This is a genomic window from Curtobacterium sp. PhB172 (genome assembly GCF_003752545.1).
Classification (GTDB): domain Bacteria; phylum Actinomycetota; class Actinomycetes; order Actinomycetales; family Microbacteriaceae; genus Curtobacterium.
In genome coordinates this window covers 292,522-306,654 of the sequence record NZ_RKIF01000005.1, presented here as the reverse complement: position 1 = coordinate 306,654, position 14,133 = coordinate 292,522, and the positions used below count along the sequence as shown (strand labels likewise).

The 14,133-nt window shown below is 71.7% G+C and carries 15 protein-coding genes; 5 read left to right on the top strand and 10 right to left on the bottom strand.

The features are described from left to right. Positions 1–5: 5 nt before the first annotated feature. The 7 genes from EDF42_RS02510 to EDF42_RS02480 all read right to left on the bottom strand — a co-directional run bounded on the left by EDF42_RS02510 (position 6) and on the right by EDF42_RS02480 (position 6,399). Positions 6–212 carry a hypothetical protein gene (locus EDF42_RS02510; protein ID WP_111083557.1) on the bottom strand — a complete coding sequence of 69 codons (207 nt, stop codon included), beginning with the start codon at positions 210–212 and terminating at the stop codon, positions 6–8. 34 nt (positions 213–246) lie between these two features. Then, positions 247–1,020, bottom strand: a complete 774-nt coding sequence (locus tag EDF42_RS02505) for a hypothetical protein (RefSeq protein WP_123671373.1) — start codon at positions 1,018–1,020, stop codon at positions 247–249. Beyond that, on the bottom strand, positions 1,017–1,877 hold the full coding sequence (locus EDF42_RS02500) for a carbohydrate ABC transporter permease (RefSeq protein ID WP_165901014.1): 861 nt from the start codon (positions 1,875–1,877) through the stop codon (positions 1,017–1,019). The genes EDF42_RS02505 and EDF42_RS02500 overlap by 4 nt, the downstream gene beginning before the upstream one ends. After that, a complete protein-coding gene (locus tag EDF42_RS02495) occupies positions 1,874–2,851 on the bottom strand; it encodes a carbohydrate ABC transporter permease (protein ID WP_111083559.1) in 978 nt (325 codons plus the stop codon). The genes EDF42_RS02500 and EDF42_RS02495 overlap by 4 nt, the downstream gene beginning before the upstream one ends. 11 nt (positions 2,852–2,862) lie before the next feature. Beyond that, positions 2,863–4,188 carry a sugar ABC transporter substrate-binding protein gene (locus tag EDF42_RS02490; RefSeq protein ID WP_123339407.1) on the bottom strand — a complete coding sequence of 442 codons (1,326 nt, stop codon included), beginning with the start codon at positions 4,186–4,188 and terminating at the stop codon, positions 2,863–2,865. Positions 4,189–4,211: 23 nt separating this feature from the next. After that, positions 4,212–5,462, bottom strand: a complete 1,251-nt coding sequence (locus EDF42_RS02485; protein WP_123671372.1) for a Gfo/Idh/MocA family protein — start codon at positions 5,460–5,462, stop codon at positions 4,212–4,214. A gap of 148 nt (positions 5,463–5,610) precedes the next feature. Then, positions 5,611–6,399: a DeoR/GlpR family DNA-binding transcription regulator gene (locus EDF42_RS02480; RefSeq protein ID WP_165901013.1), complete on the bottom strand. Its 789-nt coding sequence runs from the start codon at positions 6,397–6,399 to the stop codon at positions 5,611–5,613. A 132-nt stretch (positions 6,400–6,531) separates the two neighbouring features. On the opposite strand from EDF42_RS02480, the gene EDF42_RS02475 reads away from it, so the two are divergent. From EDF42_RS02475 to EDF42_RS02455, 5 genes are read left to right on the top strand one after another with little or no spacing between them, the layout of a single operon-like run. Next, a complete protein-coding gene (locus EDF42_RS02475) occupies positions 6,532–7,410 on the top strand; it encodes an SIS domain-containing protein (RefSeq protein ID WP_123671371.1) in 879 nt (292 codons plus the stop codon). After that, positions 7,410–8,315, top strand: a complete 906-nt coding sequence (locus EDF42_RS02470) for an ROK family protein (protein ID WP_123671370.1) — start codon at positions 7,410–7,412, stop codon at positions 8,313–8,315. The genes EDF42_RS02475 and EDF42_RS02470 overlap by 1 nt, the downstream gene beginning before the upstream one ends. Beyond that, positions 8,312–9,433, top strand: a complete 1,122-nt coding sequence (gene nagA / locus EDF42_RS02465) for an N-acetylglucosamine-6-phosphate deacetylase (protein WP_123671369.1) — start codon at positions 8,312–8,314, stop codon at positions 9,431–9,433. Before EDF42_RS02470 ends, nagA begins: the two co-directional genes overlap by 4 nt. Then, positions 9,430–10,389, top strand: a complete 960-nt coding sequence (locus EDF42_RS02460; protein WP_123671368.1) for a 1-phosphofructokinase family hexose kinase — start codon at positions 9,430–9,432, stop codon at positions 10,387–10,389. Before nagA ends, EDF42_RS02460 begins: the two co-directional genes overlap by 4 nt. Then, positions 10,386–11,222, top strand: a complete 837-nt coding sequence (locus EDF42_RS02455; RefSeq protein ID WP_185002952.1) for a class II fructose-bisphosphate aldolase — start codon at positions 10,386–10,388, stop codon at positions 11,220–11,222. Before EDF42_RS02460 ends, EDF42_RS02455 begins: the two co-directional genes overlap by 4 nt. Before the next feature lie 28 nt (positions 11,223–11,250). On the opposite strand, the gene EDF42_RS02450 is transcribed toward EDF42_RS02455, so the two are convergent. The 3 genes from EDF42_RS02450 to EDF42_RS02440 form a co-directional block, all read right to left on the bottom strand. Then, positions 11,251–12,657 (bottom strand): L-serine ammonia-lyase, encoded by a 1,407-nt coding sequence (locus EDF42_RS02450; RefSeq protein WP_123671367.1) that lies wholly within the window; start codon positions 12,655–12,657, stop codon positions 11,251–11,253. Positions 12,658–12,809: 152 nt separating this feature from the next. Beyond that, on the bottom strand, positions 12,810–13,004 hold the full coding sequence (locus EDF42_RS02445; RefSeq protein WP_111083567.1) for a PspC domain-containing protein: 195 nt from the start codon (positions 13,002–13,004) through the stop codon (positions 12,810–12,812). Positions 13,005–13,162: 158 nt separating this feature from the next. Next, the gene (locus EDF42_RS02440) at positions 13,163–14,101 is read right to left on the bottom strand and encodes an NADP-dependent oxidoreductase (protein ID WP_235035886.1); all 939 of its coding nucleotides are present in this window, start codon (positions 14,099–14,101) and stop codon (positions 13,163–13,165) included. Positions 14,102–14,133 lie beyond the last annotated feature (32 nt).

The window sequence follows — 14,133 nt, the reverse complement described above, 5'->3', positions numbered from 1 at the left end:
ACGGTTCAGGCGCGCTTCGGACCGCCGGGGCGCACGGCTGCGGTGTCGGCGACGTCGATGCGGACGTCGCCGTCCTCGGCGCGGGACACCTCGACCCGGGGATCGGCGTCATGCGCGTCGGACCCGGACATGCGCCGGAAGGTGTCCTGGCGTCGTTCCTCGAACGTCATGTCCACGCCGTCGTCGAGGTGGTCGTGGTCGGGCTTCGTCATGCGCTGCACGGTACGCGCTGGCTGCTGCGCGCGATCAGACGACGGGTGCGGTGCCGGTCCGTTCGGTCCAGTGCGCGCCCGCCGCCCACCGGTCGAGCACCGCCCTGGGCAGTCGACCGGACGCGTTCGAGCCCCGCGCGGTGGCCAGCGGCACGCCGAACACGAACTTCGCCGCGCTCTCGTCACCCTCGGCGGCGTCGTGCGGGCCGGGTAGCGCGAGCCGGAACCGTCGGGCGAAGCGCACCAGGTTCGCGTCGGGACCGAGCACCGTGGCCAGACCGGGATCGAGGATCCACGAGCGGCACTGCCACCGGTCGGCGGCGAGCGCCGGTGTGAGAGCGCGCAGGACCTCCGGCGCGCGGGAGAACGACCGGTCGCAGGCATCCGGATCGAGCGGCCCGGTCTCCGGGACGTGGACGCCCCATGCCGGCTGGCCGTCCGGCAGGTGGTCGCCGAGTTCGTACTGGAGGCGCCCCACGGCCACCACGCGACCGGTCGCCACCGCGACGAGCCAGTCCACCCCCGTGCCACGCAGACCGTACCGGTCGAGTTTCCGGCCGACGTCGGCGACGGACGCCTCCGCCAGGCTGCGCGGGAGTCCCCGCGCCTCGAGCGCCGCGGCGTTGCCGGGCACGGACGCGCGGAACGCGGCGATCAGCAGGGCGTCCCGCTGGGCGGGCTCCGCGTCGGCGACGGTGGCGGCCAGTGCGGCCGCCACCGAGGCGGAGTCGTCCGGCGACCCCACGGCGGCGGCGAGGACCGCGACGGACGCGGGACGGGCCTCCTGGCCGGGGGTGTCGGCGGTCACTTCAGACCGGACGAGGCAAGCCCGTCCATCACCCGCCGCTGCAGGACGATGAACATGATGAGCACCGGGGCCATGGCCATCAGGCTCGCGGCCATGAGCACCGGGTAGTCGATCGTCCGGTCGCTCGACAGCGTCGCGAGTCCTGCAGCGAGGGGCATGTCCTCGGCACGGGTCGAGACGACGAGCGGCCAGAGCAGCTCGTTCCACGACCACAGCACCGTCGTGATCGCGAGCACGCTGATCGAGGGACGGGCCAGCGGCAGCATGATCCGCCAGAACGTCTGGAACGGGTTCGCGCCGTCCATGCGCGCAGCCTCTTCGAGCTCGGGCGGCATGTTCAGGAACGCCGTCCGCATCAGGAAGGTGCCGAACGCGCTGAACAGGCCCGGCGCGACGATCCCCATCAGGGTGTCGAGCCATCCGAGCCCCTGCACGATCTGGTACTGCGAGATCAGGTAGACCTGCGACGGCACGAGCAGGATCGACAGCACGATCGCGAGCAGGATCGCCCGGCCGCGGAACCGCATGCGGGCGAAGGCGTAGCCGGCGAGCGTGCAGAGCACGATCTGCGCGAGGGTGCGGATGATCGTGACGTACACGGACGTGCCGAGCTGGCTGAGGAACGGCAGACGCTCGAACACCTGCGCGTAGTTCTGCCACTGCAGCTCCCCCGGCCAGAACGTCGGCGTGACGGACTGCACCTGGGCGTTCGTGGACAGCGACATGATGATCTGCCACACGAACGGGAACGCCATCGCGAAGCCGCCGACGCCGAGGACAACGTGGATCCACCAGTGGCTGCCGCCGCGACGACCGGGCCGGCGTGCTGCCCGTGGCGGTGTGACGGTTGCGGTCATGCCTGCACCCACTTCCGTTGGACGCGGAACTGCACGAGCGTGACGATGCCGATGAGCAGGAAGATCACCATGGCGATCGCGGCCGCGAAGCCCTTGTCGTTGTCGATGAAACCGGCGCTGTAGAAGTAGAAGACGAGCGACATCGTCTTCGGGATCACCGGGTTGGTGCTGCCGAGGATGGCGTAGAGCAGGTCGAACAGCTGGAAGCTCGAGATCGTCGTGACGATGACCACGAAGAAGATGCTCGGGCTGAGCAGCGGGACCGTGACGGAGCGGAACTGCCGCCAGCGGCTTGCGCCGTCGAGTTCGGCGGCCTCGTACAGCTCCGGGGGGATGTCCTTGAGGCCCGCGCCGAGGATGATCATCGAGAACCCGAGGGACGACCACAGGCCGACGAAGCTCACCGCGACGAGCGCGAACCCGGGCGTCGAGATCCAGTACGGACCGTCGATGCCGAACAGTCCGATGAACCAGTTCACGATGCCGTAGTCGCCGTTGAACATGATGCGCCAGACGAGGGCGATCGCGGCCGGCATGGCGACGTAGGGCAGGAAGAAGAGCACCCGGTAGAACTGCGCGAACCGCAGGCCCGGGGTGTTCAGCAGGCTGGCGAGCCAGACCGCGATCGGGATGCCGGCCAGCACGATGACCGTGTAGACGATCGTGTTGAGCAGCGACTGGTACAGCTGCGGGTCACCGGCGAGCCGGACGTAGTTCGCGACGCCGCTGAACGTCGCACCGCCGAACACGCCCCAGCTGGTGAAGGAGTACCAGAACGTCTGGATGATCGGCCAGATGTAGAACGTGCCGACGCCGATGAGCAGCGGCAGGACGAACAGCCACGGCCACCAGCCGTCGGTCCGTCGGGGTGCGCGCTTGCCGCCGGCCGTCGGGCCGGGGGCGCCCCGCCCGGACGAACGCGTCGTCCGGGCGGGGGTGGAGGCGGCCTGCGGCCGCTCGGTGTTGATCGTCATCGGCTCGGGACTCACTGTTCCTTGGCGAGGGCGGCGTCCATCTTCTGCGCGAGCTGCTTCGCGACGTCGTCGACCGGGGTCGAACCGTCGAAGGCGTTCGGCAGGAGGTTGGTCTCGAGGGTGTTCCACGCGGCGGTGTTCTTCGACACCGGCAGGGGCTTGGCGTAGTCGACGGCGTCGAGGAACACCTGCAGGTCGGCGTCCGGCATCGTCTTCGTGAAGGCGGACTGCGTGCCCTCGTAGGCGGGGATGACGGCGCCCATGTCGCCCTGCTGCTGCTGGGCGGTCTTGCCGGCGAGGTAGACCTGGAGCGCCTGCGCCGCGGCCTTGTTCTTGCTCGCCTCGGACACGACGTTCGAGACACCGTGGATGACGGTCGCCTGTTCCTTGCCCTTCGGCAGGGGGTACACGACGATGTCCTTCTCCATCGCGGTGCCGGTCAGGGCCGAGCGGAACCAGCTGCCGCCCTGGTACATCGCGAGCTTGCCCGACGTGAACCACTGGTCGGCGGTGGTGTCGGTGAGCTGCTTCATCGACGGCGAAGCGCCCGAGTCGATCAGGTCCGTCCAGAACTGCAGGCCCGCTTCCGAGGCCTTCGACGCGTACTCGGACTTCGTGCCGTCCGCGTTCACGACCGATCCCCCGGCCTGGAAGATCGTGTCGTAGTAGGTCGTCTGGCCGTCCATGCCGCCGGCCGCGCCGTACGCGCCGTCGGCCTTGAGCTTCTCGCTGAGCTCGGCGCCGGTCTTCTGGAAGTCGTCCCAGGTCCAGTCCTTCGACGGCAGGTCCATGCCGGCCTTCTCGAACAGGGCCTTGTTGACCCAGACGCCGATGGTGTCGAAGTCCTTCGGCACGCCGTACTGGGTGTCGTCGTACGTGTACAGGTCGTTGAGCGCGCTCGAGTACTTCGCGGGGTCGATGTCGCCGGCCTTGACCTCGCCGGTGATCGGCGCGAGCTTGCCGTTGGCCGCGTACAGCTGGAAGTTGGGGCCGTTCATCCAGAACAGGTCGGGCAGCGTGTTGCTCGAGCCCTGGGTCTGCAGCTTCGTCCAGTAGTTGGCGAACGGCGTGACGTCGACGCTGACCTTGATGTCCGGGTACTCCTCGTTGAAGCCCTTGAGGTTGGCCTTGATCGCCTTGACCTGGTTCTCGTCCCAGACGGCGTACGTCAGGTTCGCCTTGGTGTCCTTCGCGGCGGCGGTGTAGTCGCCGCCGGAGCTCGACGCCCCGGAGGACGTGGAGCACCCGGCGAGGAGTGCGGCCGCGCCGAGGGCGGCGACGGCGCCGACGAGGATCCGGCGGACGCCGGTTCCTCGGGCGGGGATGTGTGCGGTCATCGGGAGGTCCTTTCGCACGGCCGTCAGGAACCGACGGTCTGGGCGGGGTGGGTGGGGTGCGGAGCGGGTCGTGTGGAGGGTGTGGCGGGCCGGCTGAAGTGCGCGATCGTCTCGGCCGGCAGCGGCGGGACGTCGATGGGGACGGAACCGGTGCGCAGCGAACGGGTCGCCAGGGCACCGGCGGCGACCGCGGCGCGCGCCGCGATCGGGGACAGCTCCGTCGGTTCGCCGAGGGCGACGGACCGCAGGAACTCGGTCATGGTGATCAGGTCGGCGTCGGCGTGGCCGTCCTCGACGCCGTCGATCGGGTACTCGCGGTCCCCCGCGGTGTCCCAGCCGCGACGGTGCGTCCAGACCTTCACGACGCCACCGCCGGTGTCGCCGATGTTCTCGAGGCGGCCCTCGGTGCCGATGACGGTGTAGTTCCGCCAGTAGTCCGGGGTGAAGTGGCACTGCTCGTAGCTGGCCTGCACGCCGTTGTCGAGCGTCATCATCACCATCGAGACGTCCTCGACGTCGACGACGGGGTTCAGCCCCGTCTGGGCGAGCGGCGGCCAGTTGTCGTGGGAGAACCAGTCCCCCATCAGCTCGCCGCTGCGGTCCCGTCGGTCGGTGACGTCGCCGTAGACCGACAGCGACCCCATGCCCACGACGCGACTGGTGTCCCCGCCGCCGAGCGCGTGGATGACGTCCAGGTCGTGGCTGGCCTTCTGCAGGAGCAGGGAGTTGACGTTCGCACGGTCGGCGTGCCAGTCCTTGAAGTAGTAGTCCCCGCCGTTGCCGACGAAGTGGCGGCACCAGACGGCCTTGACCTCGCCGATCTCGCCGCGGTCGACGATCTCGCGCATCAGGCGGACGACGGCCGCGTGGCGGAAGTTGTGGCCGACGTAGAGCGGGGTGCCCGTCTCGGCGGCGGTGTTGAGCACCGCGTCGGCGTCCTCGACCGTGATGGCGAGGGGCTTCTCGAGGTAGACGGCGATGCCCGCGCGGAGCAGGTCGATCGCGATCTCGGCGTGCGTCCAGTCCGGCGTGGTCACGATCGCAGCGTCGACCTGGTCGGTGAGGTCCCGGTGGTGCTCGACCACCAGCGCATCGGGGTACTCGTCCCGCCCGCGCTCCCGGCCCGCTGCGGTGACGTCCGCCACGGCGACGACCTGCGCCCGCAGTGCCGGGTCCGCGGCGACCGCCTCGGCGACGTGCCGTGCGATGGCGGACCGCTGGCCCATCCCGATCACCGCGACGCGGAGGATCCCGTTGTCAACGCCCATGCTCATCTCGCTCCTTTGCGTGATTGTGACGCCCATGATGCCGAATCGATCATGAATGCACAATAGGCGCTCACGGATCGCTCATGGGTCCACGACGGGAGGGTTTTACACGATCGAAACGTCGCGCCCGGGATCCGGGCGCTCGTCCGTCGGCTCAGTCGGCGACGACGAGCTCCACGCCGGCGCTGGCGAGGTCGGCTGCGAAGGCCGGCGGGACGGGCTGGTCGGTGACCAGGACGTCGATGCGGTCCAGCGGGCAGATCCTGGCGAACGTCGACCGCTCGATCTTGGTCGAGTCGGCGACCACGATGACCCGTCGGCCGACCGAGGCGAAGTGCCGGCTGACCTCGGCCTCGCCCTCGTGCATGGTCGTGGCGCCGTACTGCCCGGTGAGCCCGTCCACCCCGAGGACCACGAGGTCGAGTGCGAACTCGTCGAGGGTGTCGCGGACGAGCGGGCCGACGAGCTCGTACGACTGCCGCCGCGCCACCCCACCCGTGACCACGATCTTGACGTTGGCGCGGACGGACAGCTCGTACCCGACGTTGAGCGCGTTCGTCACGATCGTGATCCCGAACTCGCCGTCGGCACGGATGAACCGCTCGCTCTTGCCGAGTTCCCGCGCGACCTCGGTCGTGGTGGTCCCACCGTTCAGCCCGACGGTCTCGCCCGGCTGCACCAGTCGCGCGGCGGCACGGGCGATGGCGGTCTTCGCCTCGGCCTGGCGCGCGATCTTGTACTGCAGGGGCAGTTCGTAGCCGGCCCCGAGCGCCGCTGCTCCGCCGTGCGTGCGCGTGACGAGCCGCTGGTCGGCGAGCGTCGTGAGGTCGCGTCGGGCCGTGGCGGCCGAGATCCCCAGCAGCTCCCCGATCTCGGCGATCGACACGTTGCCGCGTTCGCTCACCAGTTCGAGCAGGGCGTTCAGCCGCTGTTGGGGGGTCATGACGGCCATCCTACGGTGCCATCGCGACCGCTCGGTGATCGGAATTGACGCTTTGGTCTTCCATCGCGCACGATCGCTCGCTACGCTTCCTGATCATCGATCACCCGGATCGAACCGGACCGGAAGGCTCCCATGACCGACACCTTCGTGAGCGCCGAACTGGCCTCCCAGCCGGAGACCTGGCGCGCCGCCGCGGAACTCCTGCCGACCTTCTCGGACGCGCTCCCCCAGCCCGGTGAACGCGTCGCCGTCATCGGCTGCGGCACGAGCTGGTTCATCGCGATGAGCTACGCCGTCGCCCGTGAGCAGGCCGGCCTCGGGGTCACCGACGCCTTCGCCGGCTCCGAGTACCCCGCATCGCGCGAGTACGACCGTGTGCTCACCATCAGCCGCTCGGGCACCACGACCGAGATCGTCGACCTGCTGCAGGCGCTGCCGTCGCAGCGCACCGTCCTGATCACGGCCGTCGCGGAAAGCCCCGCCGCGGCCGTTGCCGACGACGTGGTCGCACTGCCCTTCGCCGACGAGCGCTCCGTCGTGCAGACGCGGTTCGCCACCACGGCGCTCGCCCTGCTGCGCGCGTCGATCGGCGACGACGTCGAGGCCCTCGCCGCCCAGGCCGAGATCGCGCTGACCCTGCCGATCGACGACCTGCTCGACGCCGAGCAGGTCTCCTTCGTGGGCCGCGGTGCCGCCGTCGGCCTGACCTTCGAGGCCGCACTCAAGACGCGGGAGGCCGCGCAGTTCTGGGCCGAGTCCTACCCGGCGATGGACTACCGGCACGGGCCGATCGCCATCGCGCAGCCCGGCCGGCTCGTCTGGTCCCTCGGTGCCGCACCGCAGGGGCTGGCCGACGAGGTCGCCGCCACCGGTGCGCGCTTCGTGCAGCACGACCTCGACCCGATCGCCGGCCTCGTCGTCGTGCACCGGTTCGCCGTCGCCCTGGCCGAGGGCCGTGGGCTGGACCCGGACAACCCCCGTTCGCTGACGCGGTCGGTCATCCTCACCTGATGGCGGGCGCAGGCGCGGTGCTCGGGGTCGACGTCGGCGGCACGGGCACCAAGGCCCGGCTGACCGACGCCGACGGACTCGTCCTGGACGAGACCCGGGTCCCGACGCCGCGCGACGATCCGTCGGGGCTCCGACTGGCCGTGACCGTCGCCGACCTGGCAGTGCGGGCACTCGACCACGGTCGGCTCGACGCCGTCGGGCTCGTCACGCCGGGTGTCGTCGACGAAGCCACCGGCACCGTCGTCCTCGCGGTGAACCTCGGGTGGCGGGACGTGCCGGTCCGCGACCTCGTGCGGGCCGAGCTCGTCCGACGCGGTGTCGACGTCCCGATCGCCTTCGGCCACGACGTCCGCGCCGGTGCCCTCGCCGAGACCCACACCGGTGACACGGCTCTGTCCCGCGGATCGGTCGCGTTCGTACCCGTCGGCACCGGCCTGGCCAGCGCGCTGGTCGTCGACGGCCAGGTCGTGTCCGGGGGCGGATGGGCGGGGGAGATCGGCCAGGTGTTGATCCCCTCCGGACCACACGCGGGGCGCCGGGTCGAGGAGATCGCATCGGCCGGGGGAGTCGCACGCCGCTCCGGGTCGGCATCGGCGCACGCAGCCATGCTCCGGGTGCGCGACGGCGACCCCGTGGCGACCGCCGTCTGGGACGACTGCGTCGCCGTGCTCGCGGACGCCCTCGCCTGGACGACCGCGGTCGCCGGCTGCCACACCGTCATCGTCGGCGGGGGACTCGCCGAGTCCGGCCCGCTGCTGTTCGGGCCGCTCCGCACGGCGGTGGCCGAGCGGCTCGTCGGGGTCCGCGCACCGGAGATCCTGCCGGCCACCCACGGCGACGCCGCCGGAGCCATCGGCGCGGGCCTGCTCGCACGGCGGGTGCTCGAGAACGGGGTGCTGCTGTGACCACGCTCGTCCGCGCGCCACGCATCGTGACCGCCGCCCACGACCTGCACGACGGGTGGCTCGTCCTCGGCGACGATGCCACCGTTCTCGCGGTCGGTGCCGGCACACCGCCGCGCGCAGACTCCGCGGTCACCGTCGAGGGCACCGTCGTGCCGGGCTTCGTCGACCTGCACGCCCACGGCGCACTCGGCCACGACTTCGCGACGTGTTCCGCAGCGGACGCCCGAGTCGCCGCCGCGCACCACCGGTCACGGGGGACCACGACGCTCGTCGCCTCGATCGCGACCGGGCGTCCCGACGACACCGTCGCAGCCCTCGCGCGCCTACGACTGCTCACCTCGGACGGCACGCTGGCGGGCCTGCACCTCGAAGGGCCGTGGTTGTCCCCGGCCCGCCGCGGAGCCCACCGGGTGGACCTGCTCCACGCCCCGGACCCGCTCGAGGTCGACGCGTACCTGACTGCCGCCGACGGCGCGCTGCGGGTCGTGACACTCGCCCCCGAGCTCCCCGGCGCCCTCGGCACCGTGGCGCGGTTCGTCGCCGCCGGGGTCGTCGTGGCGATCGGGCACACCGACGCCACCGACGAGCAGACCCGCCGCGCGATCGACGCCGGTGCCACGCTCGTCACGCACCTGTTCAACGGCATGCCGCCGCTGCACCACCGCACACCGGGGCCGGTCGGGGTCGCCCTCACCGACGACCGCGTGCTGCTCGAGTGCATCGTCGACGGACACCACCTCGACCCCACCACGATCGGGCTCGTCCAGCGGATCGCCCCTGGCCGCCTGGTGCTCGTGTCCGATGCGATGTCGGCGACGGGCTGCCCCGACGGTGACCACACCATCGCCGGGTCCGCGGTCTCGGTGCGCGGCGGGGTCGCCGTGCTCGCCGACGGGTCGTCGTTGGCGGGCAGCACGATCACCGTCGCCGACGCGGTCCGTGCGCTGCTGACGAGCGGGGTCGCGGGGCCCGAGGTCGTCGCGGCCTCGGCCACACGTGCGGCTCGGCTGCTCGGTCGACCGGCGCCGCTCACGGTCGGCGCACCTGCCGACCTCCTCGTCCTCGACCCCGACACCGGTGCGGTGCGGAACCCCCTGCGGACGGCGGTGATCTCGTGATCGTCGTCGTCACGCCGAACCCGGCCGTCGACGTCACGTACCGGGTCGCCGAACAGCGCATCGGCGAGACCCAGCGGGTCCTCGACGTCGCACGGCACCCGGGTGGCAAGGGCCTGAACGTCGGGCGGGTCCTGGCGGCGACGGGTGTGGCGACGCACGCCGTCCTGCCCCTCGGGGGAACGCCCGGCCGCTGGATCTCGGACGCGCTCGACGATCTCGGCCTCGACCACACCGACGTCGTGGTGTCCGGCACGACCCGCACGACCGTCACCGTGGTCGACGACGTCGCCCACCCGACGATGTTCGGCGAGCCGGGCCCGGTGCTCACCGGCACCGAGTGGGACGCCGTCGCCGCAGCGGTCGACGGACTGCTCGGCCGCGCCGACTCCACCGCCCTCGTGGTGTCCGGTTCGCTGCCCGGCGGTGCCGCACCCGACGTCGTCGCGCGCTGGGTCGCCACGGCCCACGAGCACGGCGTCCTGAGCGTCGTGGACTGCTCCGGTGCCGCACTGCTGGCGGCGGCGAGCGCGGGTGCCACCGTCTGCAAGCCCAACCGCGAAGAGCTGCTCGAGGCCACCGGTGCCGCGGACGAACGCACCGCCGCCCTCCGGCTGCTGGAACGCGGCGCGGGCGTCGTCGTGGTCTCCCGCGGTGCGCACGGCATCGCCGCCCACACGACGGACCACGTGCTCGAGGTCCCAGCGGTGCCCGGCGTCTCGGGCAACCCGACCGGGGCGGGCGACGCAGCGACTGCCGGTCTGGTCGGTGCCCTGGTCCGATCGGGTGACCAGCAGGGCACCGGCGCCCCCTTCACCGACGACACCCTGCTCCGAGCGCTCCGGTCCGCCGCTGCCCACGGCGCCGCAGCCGTCCTGCGCCCGGTGGCGGGCGAGGTCGACCCCGCCGATGTCCACCGCTTCCTGACCCACTCCGACCGAACGAGGACCACAGCATGATCACCGACCTCGCCCTGACGGGCTTGCTCGACACCGCCCGCACGGCACACCGCGGCGTGGGCGCGTTCAACGTCGTGCTGCTCGAGCACGCCGAGGCCATCGTCACCGGGGCCGAGCGGGCCGGACTGCCCGTCATCCTGCAGATCAGCGAGAACTGCGTCCGGTACCACGGTGGTCTCGCACCGATCACGACCGCGACCCAGGCGATCGCCCGGGCCGCCGACGTCGACGTCCTGGTCCACCTCGACCACATCGAGGACGCGGACCTCGTCGCCGCCGGCATCGGCCTGGGCGTGGACTCCGTCATGTACGACGGCTCGCACCTGGACTTCGCGGCGAACGTCGCCGCCACCCGTGCCCTCGCGGTCCGGTGTCACGCCGCCGGCGTCGCCATCGAGGCCGAGCTCGGCGAGGTGGGCGGCAAGGACGGCGTGCACGCTCCAGGTGTCCGCACCGATCCCACCGATGCCGCCGCGTTCGTGGCCGACACCGGGGTGGACGCCCTGGCCGTCGCCGTCGGGACCTCGCACGCGATGCAGACACGCGAGGCCTCGGTCGACCGCGACCTGGTGGAACGCCTGCGTGCCGCGGTGCCGGTCCCGCTGGTCCTGCACGGTTCGTCGGGGCTGTCCGACGACGAACTGCGGGGCGCGGTGCAGGCCGGCATGACGAAGATCAACATCTCGACGCACCTGAACGGCCTGTTCACGCGTGCCCTGCGCACCGTGCTCGACGAGCGGCCCGACCTGGTCGACCCCCGGAAGTACGTGTCGGCGGGACGCGAGGCGATCTCCACCGAGACCGCACGACTGCTGACGCTCCTGCACGGCTGAGCGGTCGCCGCCCGGGCAACCGCAGTGCTCAGCAGAGCGGGACGTTCACCGCGAGCCCACCCATGGCGGTCTCCTTGTACTTCGTCGACATGTCCGCCCCGGTCTGCCGCATCGTCTCGACGACCTGGTCGAGCGACACGTGGTGCACGCCGTCGCCACGCAGGGCCATCCGTGCGGCGTTGATCGCCTTGTTCGCCGCGATCGCGTTCCGCTCGATGCACGGGATCTGCACCAGGCCACCGATCGGGTCGCAGGTGAGCCCGAGGTTGTGCTCCATCGCGATCTCCGCGGCGTTCTCGACCTGTTCCGGGGTGCCCCCGAGGACCTCGGCGAGTCCGGCGGCAGCCATCGACGCGGCCGAGCCGACCTCGCCCTGGCAACCGACCTCGGCACCGGAGATCGATGCGCGCTCCTTGTAGATCGACCCGACGGCGCCCGCGGTGAGCAGGAACCGCACGACGGCGTCGTCGCGGGCGGCAGCGGTGATCGCGGGGACGTAGGTGAGCGCGTAGTACAGGACCGCGGGGATGATGCCGGCGGCGCCGTTGGTGGGTGCGGTGACGACCCGGCCGCCGGTGGCGTTCTCCTCGTTCACCGCCATGGCGACGAGGTTCACCCACTCCATGGCGAACAGCGGGTCGTGGTCGGGGTCCTCGCGGGTGAGCTGCTCGTGCCAGGTGGCTGCACGACGCCGGACATCGAGCCCGCCGGGCAGGCATCCGTCACGGCGGACGGAGCGGTCGACGCACGAGTCCATGACGGCGTGGATGTCGAGCAGCCCGGAGCGGACGTCGGCGTCGGTCCGGGTGACCGACTCGTTGGCGAGCGCCACTCCGCTGATCGGCAGACCGGAGGCAGCGCAGGCGGCCAGCAGCTCGGCGCCACTCGAGAACGGGTACGGCACGCGGTCGTCGACCGGGATCGCCGCCCCCGCGACGACAGAACCAGCGCCGTCGTCGCGCGCGACGACTGAATCATCGCCGTCGCGCGCGATGAAGCCGCCGCCGATCGAGTAGTACGTCTCGTCGACCAGGTCGGCACCGGCTCCGTCACGGGCTCGCAGCCGCATGGCGTTCGGGTGCCGGGGCAGCATGGTCAGGGGGTGCAGCACGATGTCGGCGATCCGGAACGGCACGGTCGCCCCACCGTCGAGCCGGAGCAGGCCGTCGCGTTCGAGGGCGTCGAGCGACCCGGTCATCGCGTCCGGGTCGACGGTCTCGGGGTGGGACCCCATCAGGCCGGCGACCACGGCGCCGAGGGTGCCGTGGCCCTGCCCGGTCGACGCCAGTGAGCCGTACAGGTCGACGGCGACGGAGGCGACGGGCAGCCCGGCCACCAGGGACGCGAACTCGGCGCCGGCCCGCATCGGCCCGACGGTGTGCGAGCTCGAGGGACCGACACCCACGCTGAACAGATCGAAGACGGAGACCGGCACGCCGCCACACTAACCCGTCCGGACGGACCGGGACTCGAGCTGGCCGTGCCGAGTCTCGGGCTGAGCGACAGATCACAGACTCACGAGCGCGAGAACTGTCGCTCACCGCGAGACTCGGCCCCCGCGCACGCCCCAGTCCGGACGGACCGGGGTCAGCGGCGGGTGTTGCCCTCCGCCGGCACCACGAACCACAGGACGACGTAGGCGATCCACAGCGGCCCGGGGAACAGGCTCAGGATCACCCAGCCGATGCGGACGAGGGTGCGGGAAAGGCCGAAGCGATCGGCGAGGCCGGCGCAGACACCGGCGAGGATGCGGCCGTTGCGGGGACGGGAGAGTGTGCTCATGGGGACGACGCTACGCACCAGCAACGAGCCAGGGCATCCGGGCAGTACCCCGGAGCACGGTGGGGACAACCCCCGAACGACCCCCGAACGACCCCTGAACGACCCCTGAACGACCCCGGAACAGCCCCGGACGCCCGGGCCCCGACCACCGATGCCCGTCAGGGGATCAGCACGATCTTCCCGCGGGTGTGCCGCTGCTCCAGCTGCTCGTAGGCGTCCTGCACCCGGTCGAGCGGGAACGTCGCCGCGATCGGCACCTCGACCTCGCCGTTCGCCACCTGCATCGCCAGGGCGCCGAGGATCTCCGGGTCGGCCGTGTCCGCGCTGCCGGAGGCCTTCGCACCGACCTCGGCGGCAGCCTCGAACGCGATGATCGTCTCGATGCGGTCGACCGGCACACCCAGGGCGATCCCCAGGTGCACGTACTCCGGACCGTACGTGTCGATGACGGCGTCGATGCCGTTGGTGGCGAGCTCGGTGATGCGCTCCTGCAGGCCCTCGCCGTACGCGACGGGCCGTGCACGCTTCGATCGGAGCCACTCGTGGTTCGCCTCGGACGCGATCGCGATCACGTCGATGCCCTCGTTCGTCAGCAGCTGCGTGACGAACCCGCCGACACCACCGGCGGCACCGGACACGACGACGGTCTCGCCGGGTCGGGGGTCGACGGCACGGACGGCTGCGGCAGCGGTCGTGGCGACGATGTCGAGCCCACCGGCGACGGTCCAGTCGAGCAGTCGCGGCTTCTGCACGACCTGTTCGGCCGGCACCGAGACGTACTCGGCCTGGCTCGCGCGGTCCCACGACCACCCGAGGACCTCCTCGCCCTCGTCGACGCCGTCGACGCCCTCGCCGACGGCCACGACGATGCCGGCGAAGTCGGTGCCCTGACCGGACGGCAGCGCGTCGGAGGACCCGCCGTCGAGCAGCCCCTGGCGGATCGCGGACTCGCCCGGGTTGATGCCCGCGGCGCGGACCCGAACGAGCACCCGACCGGCGGTGGCCTCGGGGACGGGGACCTCGGCGACGTGCAGCACGGAGCGGTCACCCCACTCGTCGAAGCGGACGGCGCGCATGGTCTCCGGGATCTCAGTCATCGCGTCCGACGGTACCCCGAGCGTGGCGAACG